This window comes from Polaromonas sp. P1_F6 (assembly GCF_056405695.1).
The window spans coordinates 1-15,449 of the sequence record NZ_JBFUBQ010000014.1 but is presented as its reverse complement, the minus strand read 5'-3'; the positions used below and the strand labels follow the sequence as shown (position 1 = coordinate 15,449).

16 protein-coding genes are annotated in these 15,449 nt (G+C 61.0%); 11 read left to right on the top strand and 5 right to left on the bottom strand.

What is annotated here, in order from left to right:
• Nucleotides 1–6: 6 nt before the first annotated feature.
• Nucleotides 7–522, top strand: coding sequence for a DUF1178 family protein (locus AC1DY9_RS22800; RefSeq protein ID WP_457279053.1), 516 nt, complete (start codon nucleotides 7–9; stop codon nucleotides 520–522).
• A gap of 19 nt (nucleotides 523–541) precedes the next feature.
• Here AC1DY9_RS22800 and AC1DY9_RS22795 read toward each other — a convergent pair whose 3' ends face one another.
• The 3 genes from AC1DY9_RS22795 to AC1DY9_RS22785 form a co-directional block, all read right to left on the bottom strand.
• Nucleotides 542–868: a hypothetical protein gene (locus AC1DY9_RS22795; protein ID WP_457279052.1), complete on the bottom strand. Its 327-nt coding sequence runs from the start codon at nucleotides 866–868 to the stop codon at nucleotides 542–544.
• Nucleotides 869–1,060: 192 nt separating this feature from the next.
• Nucleotides 1,061–2,377, bottom strand: a complete 1,317-nt coding sequence (locus tag AC1DY9_RS22790) for a Glu/Leu/Phe/Val family dehydrogenase (RefSeq protein ID WP_457279051.1) — start codon at nucleotides 2,375–2,377, stop codon at nucleotides 1,061–1,063.
• Between the two features lie 189 nt (nucleotides 2,378–2,566).
• The gene (locus AC1DY9_RS22785; RefSeq protein WP_457279050.1) at nucleotides 2,567–4,351 is read right to left on the bottom strand and encodes an ABC transporter transmembrane domain-containing protein; all 1,785 of its coding nucleotides are present in this window, start codon (nucleotides 4,349–4,351) and stop codon (nucleotides 2,567–2,569) included.
• A gap of 79 nt (nucleotides 4,352–4,430) precedes the next feature.
• Between AC1DY9_RS22785 and AC1DY9_RS22780 the strand changes: the two genes are divergently transcribed.
• From AC1DY9_RS22780 to AC1DY9_RS22765, 4 genes are all read left to right on the top strand, one after another.
• Nucleotides 4,431–4,982, top strand: coding sequence for a MarR family winged helix-turn-helix transcriptional regulator (locus tag AC1DY9_RS22780; RefSeq protein WP_477667748.1), 552 nt, complete (start codon nucleotides 4,431–4,433; stop codon nucleotides 4,980–4,982).
• Nucleotides 4,983–5,088: 106 nt separating this feature from the next.
• Nucleotides 5,089–6,621 carry an efflux transporter outer membrane subunit gene (locus tag AC1DY9_RS22775; protein ID WP_477667747.1) on the top strand — a complete coding sequence of 511 codons (1,533 nt, stop codon included), beginning with the start codon at nucleotides 5,089–5,091 and terminating at the stop codon, nucleotides 6,619–6,621.
• A gap of 59 nt (nucleotides 6,622–6,680) precedes the next feature.
• The gene (locus tag AC1DY9_RS22770; RefSeq protein ID WP_477667737.1) at nucleotides 6,681–8,057 is read left to right on the top strand and encodes an EmrA/EmrK family multidrug efflux transporter periplasmic adaptor subunit; all 1,377 of its coding nucleotides are present in this window, start codon (nucleotides 6,681–6,683) and stop codon (nucleotides 8,055–8,057) included.
• Nucleotides 8,058–8,158: 101 nt separating this feature from the next.
• Entirely contained in the window at nucleotides 8,159–9,733 is a 1,575-nt protein-coding gene (locus AC1DY9_RS22765) for a DHA2 family efflux MFS transporter permease subunit (protein WP_457279047.1), read from the top strand.
• A 322-nt stretch (nucleotides 9,734–10,055) separates the two neighbouring features.
• Here AC1DY9_RS22765 and AC1DY9_RS22760 read toward each other — a convergent pair whose 3' ends face one another.
• Nucleotides 10,056–10,265 carry a phage integrase N-terminal SAM-like domain-containing protein gene (locus tag AC1DY9_RS22760; protein WP_477667746.1) on the bottom strand — a complete coding sequence of 70 codons (210 nt, stop codon included), beginning with the start codon at nucleotides 10,263–10,265 and terminating at the stop codon, nucleotides 10,056–10,058.
• A gap of 179 nt (nucleotides 10,266–10,444) precedes the next feature.
• Between AC1DY9_RS22760 and AC1DY9_RS22755 the strand changes: the two genes are divergently transcribed.
• Nucleotides 10,445–10,753, top strand: coding sequence for a hypothetical protein (locus AC1DY9_RS22755; RefSeq protein WP_477667736.1), 309 nt, complete (start codon nucleotides 10,445–10,447; stop codon nucleotides 10,751–10,753).
• An 87-nt stretch (nucleotides 10,754–10,840) separates the two neighbouring features.
• On the opposite strand, the gene AC1DY9_RS22750 is transcribed toward AC1DY9_RS22755, so the two are convergent.
• Complete coding sequence (locus tag AC1DY9_RS22750) at nucleotides 10,841–11,014, bottom strand: hypothetical protein (protein ID WP_477667735.1); 174 nt, start codon at nucleotides 11,012–11,014, stop codon at nucleotides 10,841–10,843.
• A 611-nt stretch (nucleotides 11,015–11,625) separates the two neighbouring features.
• Here AC1DY9_RS22750 and AC1DY9_RS22745 point away from each other — a divergent pair.
• The 5 genes from AC1DY9_RS22745 to AC1DY9_RS22725 all read left to right on the top strand — a co-directional run bounded on the left by AC1DY9_RS22745 (nucleotide 11,626) and on the right by AC1DY9_RS22725 (nucleotide 15,426).
• Nucleotides 11,626–11,991, top strand: coding sequence for a lysozyme inhibitor LprI family protein (locus AC1DY9_RS22745; protein WP_477667734.1), 366 nt, complete (start codon nucleotides 11,626–11,628; stop codon nucleotides 11,989–11,991).
• Between the two features lie 113 nt (nucleotides 11,992–12,104).
• The gene (locus AC1DY9_RS22740; RefSeq protein WP_477667733.1) at nucleotides 12,105–12,512 is read left to right on the top strand and encodes a hypothetical protein; all 408 of its coding nucleotides are present in this window, start codon (nucleotides 12,105–12,107) and stop codon (nucleotides 12,510–12,512) included.
• A gap of 75 nt (nucleotides 12,513–12,587) precedes the next feature.
• Nucleotides 12,588–13,010 carry a hypothetical protein gene (locus AC1DY9_RS22735; protein WP_477667732.1) on the top strand — a complete coding sequence of 141 codons (423 nt, stop codon included), beginning with the start codon at nucleotides 12,588–12,590 and terminating at the stop codon, nucleotides 13,008–13,010.
• Between the two features lie 87 nt (nucleotides 13,011–13,097).
• Nucleotides 13,098–13,499, top strand: coding sequence for a ribonuclease E inhibitor RraB (locus AC1DY9_RS22730; protein WP_477667731.1), 402 nt, complete (start codon nucleotides 13,098–13,100; stop codon nucleotides 13,497–13,499).
• A gap of 1,522 nt (nucleotides 13,500–15,021) precedes the next feature.
• Complete coding sequence (locus AC1DY9_RS22725) at nucleotides 15,022–15,426, top strand: hypothetical protein (protein WP_477667730.1); 405 nt, start codon at nucleotides 15,022–15,024, stop codon at nucleotides 15,424–15,426.
• The last annotated feature ends 23 nt before the right edge of the window (nucleotides 15,427–15,449 follow it).

Sequence of the window (15,449 nt, the reverse complement as noted above, 5' to 3'; positions counted from 1 at the left end):
CCGGCCATGAAAGTCCTGAATCTCCAGTGTGCGCACCAGCATTCATTTGAAGGCTGGTTTGCGTCCGAGGACGACTTCCAGGCCCAGCTGTCGCGCGGCCTGATCGAATGCCCGATGTGCGCCGACAAAAGCATCCAGAAACTTCCCAGTGCACCACGCCTCAACCTGGGCGGCCATGACATCGTAAGCGCAGGCAGCCGGGCTGCTGCGTCTTCACAAGTTGCCATTCCGAACCCGGCGCGGGGCGCCGAAGGCGAGGCCACCGCCATGGCGGGTATACCGGCCGCAAAGAGTCACGCAGAGCAGGCCGCGTTCCTGAAGGCCTTGCGTCATGTGATGGCGCATACCGAAGATGTCGGAAGCCAGTTTGCGGATCAGGCCCGCCGCATGCACTATGGCGAACTTGAGGCGCGCAGCATTCGCGGCCAGGCCAGTGTGCGCGAAGCTGTGGAGCTGATCGAGGAAGGCATAGACGTTATGCCTTTGCCCTTGCCGGCGGCGGTCAAGGAAACACTTCAGTAAAGCGATTTCCCGCAGCCTGTCAGGGATTCAACTCTTCAACAGAGATTTCTCCATACAGGCTCAGAAGTCGCTGGTCGCCCAGAATGTAGTCACGCATACGCCGTACGACCAGGCTTTTCCACTCCGAAAACCACGGGATGGTTGTCACGCCTTTAAATTCATTGGGTAGCAGAGCCTTATAAGTGAGGCGGCCATTTTCACCAGTTTGCTCCTTAACGTAGAAGTACGCTTCTCTCTTGAAATACACATCGGCTCCAGCTTCTTTGTAAATGAGGCAGAAGTCATTCGAGTCGTTTCGTATCATGGCTGGTGAAACGTACTCGATGGAGAATTCGGTGCTTTGCATGGATTGCCTGATCCTGAGTGAGCGGGTGAGCCGAACTTCCTGGCGCCGGCCAGGCACTGGAGGTCATGGTGTGCGGGCCATGGTAATTGAGGTCACCCATAACGCGTGGCCGCTTAAAAAAGCGGCGGCACCCGAGAGTACCGCCGCTTCATGGCTATCGTTGCTTCTGCCGACTCTCAGGGCAGTACCGGATCAAGGATACAGGCCGCGCAACTCGCGCGTGTGCAGGATTCGCTTGCAGGCCACGATGAAGGTGGCGGTACGCAGGCTGACCTTCTGGTCTTGCGCCACGGCCCAAACACCGGCAAAGGCGTCTTTCATGATTTTCACCAGGCGCTTGTTGATTTCTTCTTCGTCCCAGAAGAAGCTGGAAAAATCCTGCACCCATTCAAAGTAGCTGACGGTCACGCCGCCGGCATTGGCGATCACGTCCGGCAGCACCAGCACGTTGCGGTCATGCAGGATGTCGTCGGCGGCGGGCGTGGTCGGGCCGTTCGCGCCTTCAATGATCATGCGCGCCTTGATGCGGCCGGCATTGGCCGCCGTGATCTGCTGCTCAAGTGCGGCCGGGATCAGGATGTCGCACTCCACGTCCCAGAACGCGTCATTGGCAATGACTTCGGCTTCGGTGAATCCGGCCACGCTGCCGTTGGCTTCCACATGACGCAGCAGCGCCGGCACATCGAGGCCGGCTTCACGGTAAATCGTGCCACCGTGGTCTTGCACCGCGACCACGCGTGCACCGGTTTCGGCAAACAGTTTGCCCGCCACGCCGCCCACATTGCCAAAGCCCTGCACGGCGACTCGCGCCGTACTGATATCGAGGCCGATGTGCTTGGCCGCTTCGGTGCCCACGGTGAACACGCCGCGCCCCGTGGCTTCACGCCGGCCCAGCGAGCCGCCCAGGTCGACCGGCTTGCCCGTGACAACGCCGGTTGAGGTAGAGCCGGTGTTCATCGAGTAGGTGTCCATCATCCACGCCATGATCTGGTCGTTGGTGTTGACGTCCGGCGCCGGGATGTCCTTGTTGGGGCCGATGATGATGCCGATCTCGCTGGTGTAGCGGCGCGTCATACGCTCCAGCTCGCCACGCGAAAGCTTCTTCGGGTCGACGCGGATGCCGCCTTTGGCACCGCCGTAAGGCACGTTCACCGCCGCGTTCTTGACCGACATCCAGGCCGACAGTGCCATCACTTCAGACAGTGTGACGTCCTGGTGGAAACGCACGCCGCCCTTGCCTGGGCCGCGCGAAACGTTGTGCTGCACACGGTAGCCTTCAAAGTGCGCCACGGTGCCGTCGTCCATGTGAATCGGCACGTCCACGATCAGCACACGCTTGGGCCGCTTCAGGGTTTCAGCCCAGCGCGCCAGGCTGCCCAGGTGGGGAATGACGCGGTCTACCTGCTGCAGGTAGTTGCCCCAAGGGCCCAGGTTGTCCGCCTGCAGGTAAGAGGGAAGCGGGTGAGACCCGGCAGGGGTGGAAACGGAAGAGGCGGCTGCGTGTGACATTGAAAAAGCTCCTTGTGGGATTTCTTGCGGGAAAGTCTGCGGGAAGAATCAATGCACGGAGCTTAAGAGCCCCGGTCTAAATAGTCCAAGGCATTGTTGAGCAAAATCTATGCAAATAATGCATATCACTGATTTTGATGGCCGCCAGAGCTGCGGCGAAAGCCGGGAAGCCCGCACATGCCAAGGCCGTCACACCGTGAATTGCAATGCCGCCAGCCGCGCATAAACGCCCCCGCGGTTCACCAGCTCGGCATGTGTGCCTTGCTCCACCAGCTGTCCATGGTCCAGCACCAGGATGCGGTCAGCCTGCTGCACAGTGGCCAGCCGGTGCGCAATCACCAGCGTCGTGCGGTCCTTCATGGCCGACTCCAGGGCCGCCTGCACCATGCGTTCGCTTTCGGCATCGAGCGCGCTGGTCGCTTCATCCAGCAGCAGCAGCGGGGCGTTTTTCAGCATCGCCCGGGCAATCGCAATGCGCTGGCGCTGGCCGCCGGAAAGCCGCACGCCGCGCTCCCCCAGGAAGGTGTCGTAGCCTTCGGGAAGGGCTGTGATGAACTCATGTGCGAAGGCCGCCCTGGCCGCTGCACGGGTCTCTTCATCAGTGGCTTCAGGTTTGCCGTAGCGGATGTTCTCCAGCGCGCTGGTCGAGAAGATGACGGCGTCCTGCGGCACGATACCGATGCGCTGCCGCAAATCATGCAGCGCCATGTCGGCTGTGCGCACGCCATCCAGTTCGATGCGGCCCGAGGCCGGGTCATAAAACCGCAGCAGCAGCTGGAACACCGTACTCTTGCCCGCGCCGCTGGGCCCCACGATGGCCACCGTTTCGCCGGGCGCCACGCTCAGGGAAAAGTTTGTCAGCGCGGCCTGCGCAGGCCGCGACGGGTAGTGAAATGTCACGGCATCAAATTTGACCGCGCTGCCGGCCCGCGTGACTTGTGCGGGAACCGGGTTGGCCGGTGATGCCACGGGTGAACGCGACGTCAGCAACTCCATCAGCCGTTCGGTGGCGCCCGCAGCCCGCAGCAGGTCGCCATAGACCTCGCCCAGCACGGCCGCCGCGCTGGCCAGGATGATCACGTAAACAACTGTCTGGCCCAGGTGGCCCGCCGTGATGTCCCCACGCATTACCGCCTGCGTGCCCTGGTACAGGCCCCACAGCAGCGCCGCCGACGTAGCGATGATGATGAAGGCCACCAGCACCGAGCGCGCCCTGGTGCGGCGAATCGCGGTGTTGAAGGCATTGGTCGTTGACGCATCAAAGCGCGCGGCTTCGCGGCCTTCAGCGGTGTAGCTTTGCACCACCGGAATGGCGTTAAGCACTTCGGCCGCGATCGCGCTGGAGTCTGCCACGCGGTCCTGGCTGGCGCGCGACAGCTTGCGCACACGCCGGCCAAACCAGACCGAGGGCGCGACGATCAGCACCAGCACCACCAGTACCTGCACCATGAGGTAAGGGTTGGTATAGACCAGCATGCCCAGCGCGCCCACGCCCATGACCGCATTGCGCAGGCCCATGCTGAGCGAGGAGCCCACCACCGTCTGCACCAGTGTCGTGTCCCCTGTCAGGCGCGAGAGCACTTCGCCGGTTTGCGTGGTTTCAAAAAACTCGGGGCTTTGCCGCACCACATGCGCGTAGACCGCGTTGCGCAGGTCCGCCGTCACACGCTCGCCCAGCCAGCTCACCATGTAAAAGCGGCCTGCCGAAAAAAGGCCCAGCGCCGCCGCCACGCCAAACAGTTCAAAGAAATGGGTGCGCAGCGCCATCAGCTGCTGGCCCTTGTCCGCCGCGCTGAGCCCGCCGTCGATCAGGCTTCGCAGGGCCAGCGGAAACACCAGCGTGGCAACGGCCGCCATCACCAGGAAAAACATCGCCAGAACAATCCGCCCCCGGTAGGGACGCAGGAAGGGAACGAGGCCGGAAAGGGAGCGGGGCGCGCCTTTGGGCGCGTTGGAAAGGGAGGAAGTAGCCATGCGGGGAGTTTAGCCATAAAAGATGTCTGTACAAACACAGCCTTGACAATGTTTGTCTAGGCATGTATTATTCGTGTCCATGAAATCCGAATCCACCCGTCCGCCGGCGACCTCAATTCCTTCAACGCCCTTGTGCGGGTTGCCGGCCGAGTTTTATTGCGCGACCGATTACGACGCCGGGCAAAGCACCGGTGCGCTGATGCGCCAGATTCTCAACAGCGTCTCCCAGCAGGTCACGCGCGAACTGGAGCCCCAGGGCCTCACCAACGCGCAGTGGGTGCCCATGCTCAAGATTTACCTCGGCAAGGCCTCCACGGTGGCAGAACTCGCCCGTGTGTGCCAGCTCGACGCCGGCTCCATGACCCGCCTGCTCGACCGGCTCGAAGCCAAGGGCTTTTGCCGCCGCATCCGCTCCAGCGAAGACAGGCGCGTGGTCAACATCGAACTGACACCCGAAGGCCGCGAAGCCGCGAAAGAAATCCCTGCGGTGCTCAGCCGTGTGCAAAACGCCCACCTGGCCGGCTTCACGGTCGAGGAGTGGCAAAACCTCAAAGGCTACCTGCGCCGCATCCTTGAAACAGCGCAGACCCTTCAAGCCCTTCAAGCAGCGAATGAAAAAGATGACAAATAACAGCAACACCCTTTGCAGCGCGTCCGCTTCTGTCTCGGCTTGCGTTTCGGTGAACCAGCCCGAACACGCCGAGCCGCGCCTGCCGCTCTGGCGCGCCTCTTTCCGCATGGCCCTGGTGGCCGCCGCCAGCGTGGTGGCCGTGGGCCTGATGGCAACCGGCCTCACCGGCTGTGCCGACATGTCGGGCATCGCACCGCATTCCAGCCTGCGTGACGCGCCTTCGCTGGGCCTGGCTGCCGACACCGCCGGCCAAACGCCGGCCCAGGCGCCACTGGCCGCCGAATGGTGGCGCGAGTTTGGCGATGTGCAGCTCAACGGCTTGATCGACCAGGCCCTGCAAACCAGCCCGACCTTGAAGCTCGCGCAGGCCCGCCTGGCGCGCGCACTGGCAGTCACCGAGGTTGCCGATGCCGCCACATTGCCGCAGGTCACCGGGCAACTGGACCTGACACGCCAGCAGTACACCGCCAATGGCGCGGTGCCCGCACCACTGGCAGGCTCCATCCGCAACAGCGGTACCGCGCAGCTCGCGGTGAGCTGGGAGCTTGATTTTTTTGGCAAGAACCGCGCCGCGCTGGATGCTGCGCTGGGCACCGCCAGTGCCGCTGAAGCAGACGCGCAGGCCGCACGCTTGCTGCTGGCCAGCAATGTGACCCGCACCTACTTTCAGCTGGTTCGCCTGAACGAGCAGGTGACGGTGGCCCGCCGAACGCTCGCCCAGCGTGAAGAAACCCTCAAGCTGGTGCGCGACCGCGTCGACGCCGGCCTGGACACCCGCCTGGAGCTGCGCCAGAGCGAAGGCGGCCTGCCCGAAGCGCGCCTGCAGCTCGAAACCCTGCAAGAGCAGATGGCCCTCACGCGCAACGCGCTGGACGCCCTCATTGGCAAGCCAAATGGCACTGCAGCCCTTTCCCTTCCTGCGCAAGCAGCTATCAAAAACGTAGCAACCGCCACGGCCATTCCGGCCGACCTGCTGGGCCGGCGCGCCGACATTGCCGCCGCGCGGTGGCGCGTAGAGGCTTCGTCCAAAGACGTGGCCAACGCCAAAACCCAGTTCTACCCCAACGTCAACCTGGTCGCTTTTGCCGGTTTTTCCAGCATCGGCCTGGGCCGCCTGCTTGACTCGGGCAGCCAGCAGTGGGGTGTCGGGCCGGCCCTGCGCCTGCCGATTTTTGACGCCGGCCGCCTGCGCGCCAACCTGCGCGGCAAGACTGCCGACCTGGACGCCGCTGTCGAAAGCTACAACGCCGCCGTGATAGACGCGGTGCGCGATGTGGCCGACCAGGTGGCGTCATCGCAAGCCATCACGCGCCAGCAAACCGAACAGCGCGCAGCACAGGAAGCTGCGGAAGGCGCGTACGACATCGCCGTGCAGCGCTACAAGGCCGGACTGGGTACCTACCTCAATGTGCTGACGGCCGAAACCAGCGTGCTGGCCCAGCGTCGCCTGGCGGTAGACCTCTCGGCCCGCGCGCTTGACACACAGGTCGCGTTGATACGCGCCCTGGGCGGCGGCTACGGCAATGCCCCGGCGCAGGCGAAGCAGGCGCAAGGTGCTACAAAAACAATAGCTGCTGGCGCAAGTACTGATTGGGCTACAGCCGGTTTTAACTCTGAAAAATTGCCCGCAGCGCATTAGGCGCCGGCCCAAACGCAAGTAACGCATCGTTCCCGAATCAACCAACACCTGACACCATCATGAGCGACACAACATCTACCAACTCCCCAGCTTCCGATGCACCAGCACAGCCGCCCGCAGGAAACCCCAAACGCAAAAAGGCGCTGACGGCGCTTGCGGCCGTGGTGGTCGTTGCTGGTCTGGGCTGGTCTGCCTATGAATACCTGGTGGCCAGCCATTACGAGTCCACCGACAACGCCTATGTGCAGGGCAACGTGATCCAGATCACGCCGCAAATTGGCGGCACCGTCATGGCCATCATGGCCGACGATACCGACTTCGTGAAAGCCGGCCAGACACTGGTGCAGCTTGACCCGGCCGATGCCAAAGTTGCGCTGGAACAGGCCGAAGCCGCACTGGCCCAGGCCGTGCGCCAGGTGCGCACGCTCTACGCCAACAACGGCACGCTGGCCGCGCAGATCGCGCTGCGCGATGCCGATGTGGTCAAGGCGCAAAGCGACATCGCCCGCGCCAGCGACGACCTGAACCGCCGCCAATCGCTCACCGGCAACGGCGCGGTGTCCAAGGAAGAACTCAACCACGCCCAGACGCAGCTGGCCACCGCCAAGAGCGCGCTGGCCGCAGCGCAGGCCGGTGTGGTCGCTGCGCGTGAGCAGCTCACCAGCAACCAGGCCCTGACCGAAGGCACCAGTGTCGAGCAACACCCCAGCGTGCAGGTTGCTGCCGCCCGGGTGCGTGAGGCCTACCTGGCCACACAGCGCGCCGCGTTGCTGGCGCCCGTAGATGGCTATGTGGCCAAGCGCACGGTGCAACTCGGCCAGCGCGTGGCCGCCGGCGCGCCGATGATGTCCATCATCCCGCTCAACCAGGTCTGGGTCGACGCCAACTTCAAGGAAGTCCAGCTGCGCAACATCCGCATCGGCCAGCCCGTGACACTGGTGGCCGACTTGTACGGCAAGAAGGTGGAATACAAAGGCAAGGTAGCCGGCCTGGGCGTCGGCACCGGTGCCGCCTTTTCATTGCTGCCCGCGCAAAACGCCACCGGCAACTGGATCAAGGTGGTGCAGCGCGTGCCGGTGCGCATCGCGCTGGACGCCAAACAGCTGGCCGAGAACCCGCTGCGCGTGGGTTTGTCGATGGACGCCGAAGTGGACGTGAGCAGCAAGGACGGCAAGACCCTGGCCGATGCGCCGCGCGACGCCGCCCTGGCACACACCCAGACTTACGGCACGCAGGACGATGCCGCCGACAAGGACGTGCAGCGTGTCATCGCCGCCAACACCGGCAAATCCGTGAAGCTGGCCAAGCCCGCCGTCGCAGTCAGGCCGACCCTGCCGCAGGGTGGGGCCGTTTCGCCCGCCCAGGCCGGCGCCGACGCGCAGCGCCTCGCGTTCAGCCACACGCTGTCACTGGCTGGCAACCGTGTGGCGCCGTAAGTCACAAGCCTCGCACAACCCACAACCCCACATCTCCAGCCCGCGCAACCGCAGCGATCTCCCGTAGCGGTTTCCACCAGCCCCTTATTCGCAAGGCTTTCATGGCTTCCGCACCTGCTCCCGCCTCCGCCTATGTCCAGCCGCCACCGCTGACAGGCTCTGCCCGCCTGTGGGGCACGCTGGCCCTGTCGGCCGCGACTTTCATGAACGTGCTCGACACGTCCATCGCCAACGTGTCGCTGCCCGCGATTGCCGGCGACCTGGGCGTCAGCCCCAACCAGGGCACCTGGGTCATCACCAGCTTTGGCGTGGCCAATGCGATTGCCGTGCCGCTCACCGGCTGGCTGTCGCAGCGCTTCGGCCAGGTGCGGCTGTTCACCACCAGCGTCATCCTGTTTGTCATCACCTCGTGGCTGTGCGGCCTGGCGCCGAACATGACCACGCTGATTTTTCTGCGCGTGCTGCAGGGCCTGGTGGCCGGGCCCATGATCCCGCTGTCGCAGGCGCTGCTGCTGTCGAGCTACCCGAAAGCGCTGGCGGGGCTGGCCATGGCGCTCTGGTCCATGACGACGCTGATCGCGCCGGTGATGGGGCCGCTCCTGGGCGGCTGGATTACCGACAACATCTCATGGCCCTGGATTTTTTACATCAACATCCCCGTGGGCTTCGGCGCTGCCTTCATCACCTGGAGCATCTTCAGGAAGCGCGAAAGCGTCACGCGAAAGCTTCCCATCGACTCGGTGGGCCTGGCGCTGCTGGTTATCTGGGTCGGCGCGCTGCAGATCATGCTCGACAAGGGCCAGGAGCTCGACTGGTTCCACTCTGGTGAAGTCATCGCGCTCGGCATCATCGCCCTGGTCGGCCTGATCGCCTTCGTGATCTGGGAACTCACCGAAGAACACCCGGTGGTCGACCTCACGCTGTTCAAGAAGCGCAACTTCTGGGCCGGCGCGCTGGCGCTGTCGGTGGGCTACGGCCTCTTCTTCGGCAACGTGGTGCTGCTGCCGCTGTGGCTGCAGCAGTACATGGGCTACACCGCCACGCAGGCCGGCATGGTGCTGGCGCCTGTCGGCGCGTTTGCCCTGCTGTTGTCGCCCGTGGTCGGCAAGAACATCGCCAAGGTAGACCCGCGCCGCTTCGCCGCGTTTGCTTTCATGGTGTTTGCGCTGGTGCTGTGGATGCGGTCCAACTTCAACACCCAGGCCGATTTCCGCACCATCATGATCCCGACCATCATCCAGGGCGTGGCCATGGCCTTCTTTTTCATCCCGCTGGTCACCATCACGCTGTCGGGCATCTCGCCCGACAAGATTCCCGCGGCCTCCGGCCTGTCGAACTTCGTGCGCATCACCGCCGGCTCCTTCGGAACCTCGATCGCCACCACCATCTGGCAAGACCGCGCCGCCATGCACCACGCGCAAATCAGCGAATACGTGAACCAGGGCAGCACCGCCACCAACAGCGCCCTCACAGGCCTGGCCGGCGCAGGCCTCACGCCCGACCAGGCGCTGGGCACCATCAACCGCCTGGTCGACCAGCAGGCCTACATGCTCGCCGCCAACGATGTTTTCTATGTGTCCGCGCTGATCTTCCTGCTGCTGATTCCGCTCGTGTTTTTGACGCGGCACACCAAGGCGGGGGCGGGGAGTGCGGATGCCGCTGCGGGGGCGCACTGAGGCCCTTGCGTGGGGCTGGAACGAGGGCGGCGCTTTGTGCGCCGCTTTTTTTTTTGCTATTAAATCAGTAGCTGCTTGCGCCTGTCTGCATTGGTCTGCAGGCCTGTTTCGTATCTAAAGGCCGCCCCCAAATGCTCAAAAACAAGGGGTTTTGGCGCTGCCACACCTCGCCAAGGCGCTGCAACCGCCTCCAAAGCGGTTTTTGACCTCTTTTTAGGTATAAAAATGGGCTGCAGCCCAATCTGAATGTGCGCGAGTCGCTATCAAATCAATAGCGTTTCAGGCGAGCAAGGCGTCCAGCGGGCTGGCTGTGCCGCCAGAGTCAACGTTCCACACATGGGTATAAATCATCGAGGTGCAAGGCGCAAACGGATACGTCTTCTACCTCGCGTGCTCCCATGTCGCGCGGATGTGTCATGTGGCCGTTGCGGCCATGCCATCGGACAAAAAAACGGACCCAGTACAGGTAAGTTTTCTCAGTGCCAAGGCTATAGTGCAAATACCGAAACCGGTTCCGGACCTGGTCCAGCAAGCGAGCAGACTGCAAGGGAGGATTGCGGGGTCCACGGAATTTTCATGACTCTTTGGATTTACAGAATATTTCCTTGAAACCCAGCATGCAAGCGGCTTACAGGAGGTTTTAATGTCCAGATTAGATTGCAAGCGCCAGGTTATACCGCAGGTTTTGCGGCATACATTACGTTAGAGCGCATGAAGAACATCCAGGTCATAGACGGTGCCATCAACTCGGTGTATGACATCTTCCAAGCGACGGACGAAGAGTTCTCGCTCATCTATCCGAGTGGAGAAGACGTTGCCTTTATCGATGAAGTCTACGCTCGGGGGCCGGGTGAAGAGCTCGGTGCGGCATTCGAGCGGATCTGGACACGCCGGATTCCGAAGCGAGATGCCATGGGTATTCATGGCCTATTGTTCTTCGAACTTGACGTGAAAATGAAGTACTACCCGACGAGGCGTGATGAAGAGGCGATCAATCCAAATGGCTCACCGCTCCGTTAGTATTCGCTCTAACAATTCGGCCCACGCGGACAAGCAGCATCAGGTTGCCGCTTCGCGGCTCATGCTGCGTGCCGGTGGCCTCCAACGTTATACGACATGAATCCACAGTTGCCTCTCGTTGAATTGCTGCAGGCACTCGCTCATGGTCGCTGCACGGCCGACCTCTGGGAGCGCGGGGCAGTTGCGCACTATGGCTGCGTCGACGCCGAAGCCGCGCGAGTTCAACTCGTTCATGCGTCCATTGACGCTGGTGACTGGCATTGGTCCGCCGTTCCTACCGCGATCATCGACAAAGCAACTGCCTTGCTCGCCAGTGCAGGTCCCAGAGGTTCAGCGTGGCATCCATAACCCTTTGCTCCATCCGACCCGTGCCAGCTATGCTGGCCCGTTCGGCTGAGCGCGAACGTTAGGCTGCTATGTCGTACTGCCCGAATTGCGGTTCTATAGTCGACGTTGCTTCCCTCCGGTGCGAGAAGTGCGGCGCTGACTTCTCTGCCGATAATGGCTGGCGGCCCACTGTTTTTCGCCCTGACACAGCTATACCGGCGAGCCGAGTTCAAGTTGCCGGCGGCGTTGTGTTCGCAATAGCAATAGCTTTGGTTCTTTGGCTGGCCAGCTTCGGCAACGTGTACTTGATTACCACAATGTTCGGGGTGGGGGTAGTTGGGGTAGGAGGGGCTTTGTTCGCCTTCAGTCCTCGGCGGCGACAGCAAGCAAAGATGTCCAAGCGAAATGAGTCATAAAGTCGGCGCGCAGCCTAACAGGTCGGTCGAGACCGACGCACAACAGCTTGGCGCCGCGAGGCGCGCGGGTGATCGTGCACCTCGCGGCGCCAAGCCGTTGTGTGCGACTCACCTCCAACGTTAAGTCGCATGAAATACGCCGCGCTTTTTTTCATGCTGTTTGCGTCGGGGGCTTTCGGACAAACCGAGTGTGATCGAAACTGCGCACAATCGAAAGCGGGTTCGGAGTTCGAGAAGGTGGATGCCGAACTCAACCTCGTTTATCGGCGGTTAATGTCGTCACTATCGCAGGTTCAGAAAGATAAGCTTCGCGTCGAACAACGACTTTGGATTCATGAGGTTAGAGACGCTTCTTGCGCAAGGCGAATCGAGACAGAATGGGGAGGGTCTTGCCCAACCACTTGGTGTGTTGTTGCCGAGGAGCAGTGCCGGGTGTCTGAAACGCAGGAGCGCACGAAGCAGCTTGAACAAATGGTTGAGGGAGTAATACGATGAGCATTCGACTTAACTGGTCGCCCGACACGGACACGCAACATCAGGCCATCGCTTCGCGGCGAGCGTTGCGTGCCGGTCAACTCCGACGTTAGAACTTCTCAGGAAGCACGGTTGTGCGTTACATCATCGCTCTCGCGCCCATTCTTCTCACGGTCTCAGCTTGGGCTGTTCCGGAGGTTCCTCCGGACTTCCTGGGCGACTGGGTGCCGGCGACGCGGTCGTGCCAATCAGATCTGCGGTTTCGGGTGGAGCCATCGGCAGTCGTATTGATAAACGGCGCGCAGTCCAAGTCATTTGGGAACCTCGACTTTTGCTATTCATGCGAAGGAGGGGCCAAATACAACGGTAAGGTGGTTTGGCTGCTGCCTGAGTTTGGCGGCAAGGACGAACCGCCCTTCACGGCATATTTCAACGCAGGCGAGAAAGTAGGCGTAGTCAAACTGGACTTTCAAGACGCTGAAGTCAAGCGGTTGTTTCCCCTTCATCAAGTACCGTTGAAGCGCTGTGCCAAGAAGTTCTAACAAGTTGGTTAACCGGACACGCTCTGGTCGGCTTCGCCTCCCGGCGCGTGCCGGTTACCGCCAGCGTTAGCTTTCATGAAAGCACCGCTCAAGCGATCTGCATCCCTGACTTTCAGGGGATTCACAGCCCACCCATCTGAAGTTGAGGCTGCAGTGGGTGCCACAGCGTCGCGTGTGCTCCTGAAGGGACATCCGGTCAAGCCTGGCGTTTCTACGCTCGCTGTTCGGTCCGCCGCAGTATTTAAGCTGCCCTTTGCGCCGGACGCAGCAATGCGCGGCATGATTCCAGAACTGTTAAACCACTTCGGCGGAGTCGAACACTTGCAGAATGCTCGAGCAGTTGTTGCGCCTGAATTTCTGGAGATTGACCTCGTCATAGATGTTCGGAACTCTGAGTACTCCGAAGACGGCGCCATTGAGCTTGAGTCACTGCAAGCCTTAGTTGCACTCGGAGCAACGCTAAGCTTCAGCTTTCCAACACTGCGCGATGAAGGCTAACTGGTCAGCCCACGCGGACACGCAGCAGCAGGTTGCCGCCGCGCGACGGTTGCTGCGTGCCGGTGGCTTCCAACGTTAGATATCCACATGTCCGCTACAACGATCATTGCAATTGGGGCCATTCTGGCCGTATTGGCTTACGTCCTCATCTCGGCGAACAGAGCAGGCCAAGTGGCAGTTCCCGATTTGCGCGTTCTGTCCCAACTGAGGCAAGTTGGCTCCAAGCTGGATCAACCGCACAAGGTCGACTTTTTCTTGTATTTGCCGTCGCAAGATTCAGCAGACCGCGTGGCAAAAGACCCATCTTTCCACGGATACGACGTGCAGGTGAAGCCTGGCGCGCAAGACTCATCCGAGTGGCTTGTTCAGGCGAGCAAAACGATGGTTCCAGATTTAAAGGTCCTAGTAGAGATCCGGGAACATCTTTCAGCTTTAGCCTCGGCAAATGGAGGCGCGTACGATGGCTGGGGCGCCGAGGTGGTCCGATGACCGCAACATCTAACCCGGCACTCAAGCGGACGGCCGTATCTGCCGCCGCTTACCTGGTACGTTAGGTCGCGATGTTCACCAAACACATCTACCTTGCGGCAGCCGTCCTGGGACTCGGGTGTGCATCCGTTCACGCAGGGCAATGTAATCGGGTCCCGAAGCGGTTGGAGCAGCAACTGCCAAACGGGACTTGGCACCCGAACCGTATGGCCGAGTGGGAAGACGTAGGGCTGCTATCCTGGTATCCCAATTCAGTCTCAGTATCGGGAACGTACTTTCCTCTTTGCTTTATCGGTATTGAAAAGGCGCCAGGAATTCCGATAGCCATTGAGGAGGACGTCTCTCGGGATTCCGATCTGCTGGTTTTCTCCATTGCTCAAAGCAAGAACGAGATACCGTATCCAGGAGCAAAGTTTGTTGGGGTATCTACGTTTTCGAGCCTACGGCCTGACGGAACTTTAAAGAATTGGGTTGACGCATACTGGTGTGAGTCCCTTTCCGAATTGAAGGCGTATTCATGCAGGTATGTCAGCGTATATGAGTGCGAATCGGGGTCTTGTGATGAACAGTAGTGACGTACCTAACCAGTCAATCGAAGCGGATCGCCTTCGCTCCCGCTCAACTCCGGTAGGCGGGTCATTACCGACACCGGTCTCTTGTTCTTCGGCATTACCTTCTATGTTTTTTTGCTTGTGGTCACCATTGTCTATGCCGCATAGGCTTGATCTGTCGGACCAGAGGCGGTCGCGTTCGGCGCCTCCTGGCCTCCAACGTTATGCCTCGGGAGTGAGAAAGTGAGCGCTGAGCGATGTTCCAGCTGTGGTTCGCCGACGTCTGGAGCCTTCGTGGAATACGGGAGCTACTTTTTGCGCTGCCTGAACTGCGGAGATGATGGTCCGGCGACCAGTTGGATTTCAATCGCGCCGCAGCTTCGCGGCAGATTCAAAGCGCTGTTCGCGGAGCCTTGGCCAGATGGTGTGCTGTTCGCGGAGGGCGAGGCTTCAGAAATAGCGGAGGCTGTTGTGTACGCGGCCGCACAGGGGAAACTTGTGAGAATAGTGGCGGCAGGTGCTGATGCATAACTTGTCAATCGGCACGGACCCACAACAGCAGGCCGCGGCTTCACCGCTCATGTTGGTGGTCCGGTCATTTTTACGTTAGACGGCTATCGGAGATGAGGCGAGTAATCGGATCAATTCTGGTTGGGCTACTGCTAGCAGTGGCTCTTCTTGGCATAGTCGTCGCAACAGATGGCACGCTTGTCCATGCTCATTGGGTACGCGATGTTTTTATTGATCCCCCGTTATGGTTGCTGCAAACGGGGCTTCCGGCAGTTTCTGCTTCTTTCACAATCGAACGGGGCAGCGCCTATAGCGGGTTCGCTTTCTTTACTGCGTTCTTCATTGGTTTCTGGTGGTTGGTATGTGGTGCGCTTGTGTACGCAGTGGGGCGCCGGCCGCCTAACCCGTCTTTGCAGCGGACCGCCCCCGGCGTCCGCTGAACTCCAACGTTAGGCGTCATCGTGTCCCCCGCACTAAAGCTCGCGCTCTCCTGGTGTCTACTTGTCGGATCAATACTTCTTCTCCGAGTAGACGGCTGGTTTGGTATTGGCTTTGTGGTGGCGCTACCGCTGGTAATCCTGTATTGGTTCGACTTCGGTAGAGAGCTGCGCACCTCGCCGTCTTCCAGTCGGCTTCGCCGCATTGCTGGGCTTCTTATGGGTGTTCCTCAAGCACTGTTTGGCGTCGCCTGCGCGGCGATCGGCATCGGCATTGTTTGCTGGGTGCTCTACAACTCATTCTGGGAACGCGATCCCAACTACACAGGCGGCTTTCTTACCCTAGGCATTGGTCCAGTTCTTGTGCTGTTCGGTGCCGGCCTCGTCTTCGATGCATTCAAACGCTCCTCATCGAAAAATGACGCCTAACCCTTCCGTCGAGAGGGGGGGGG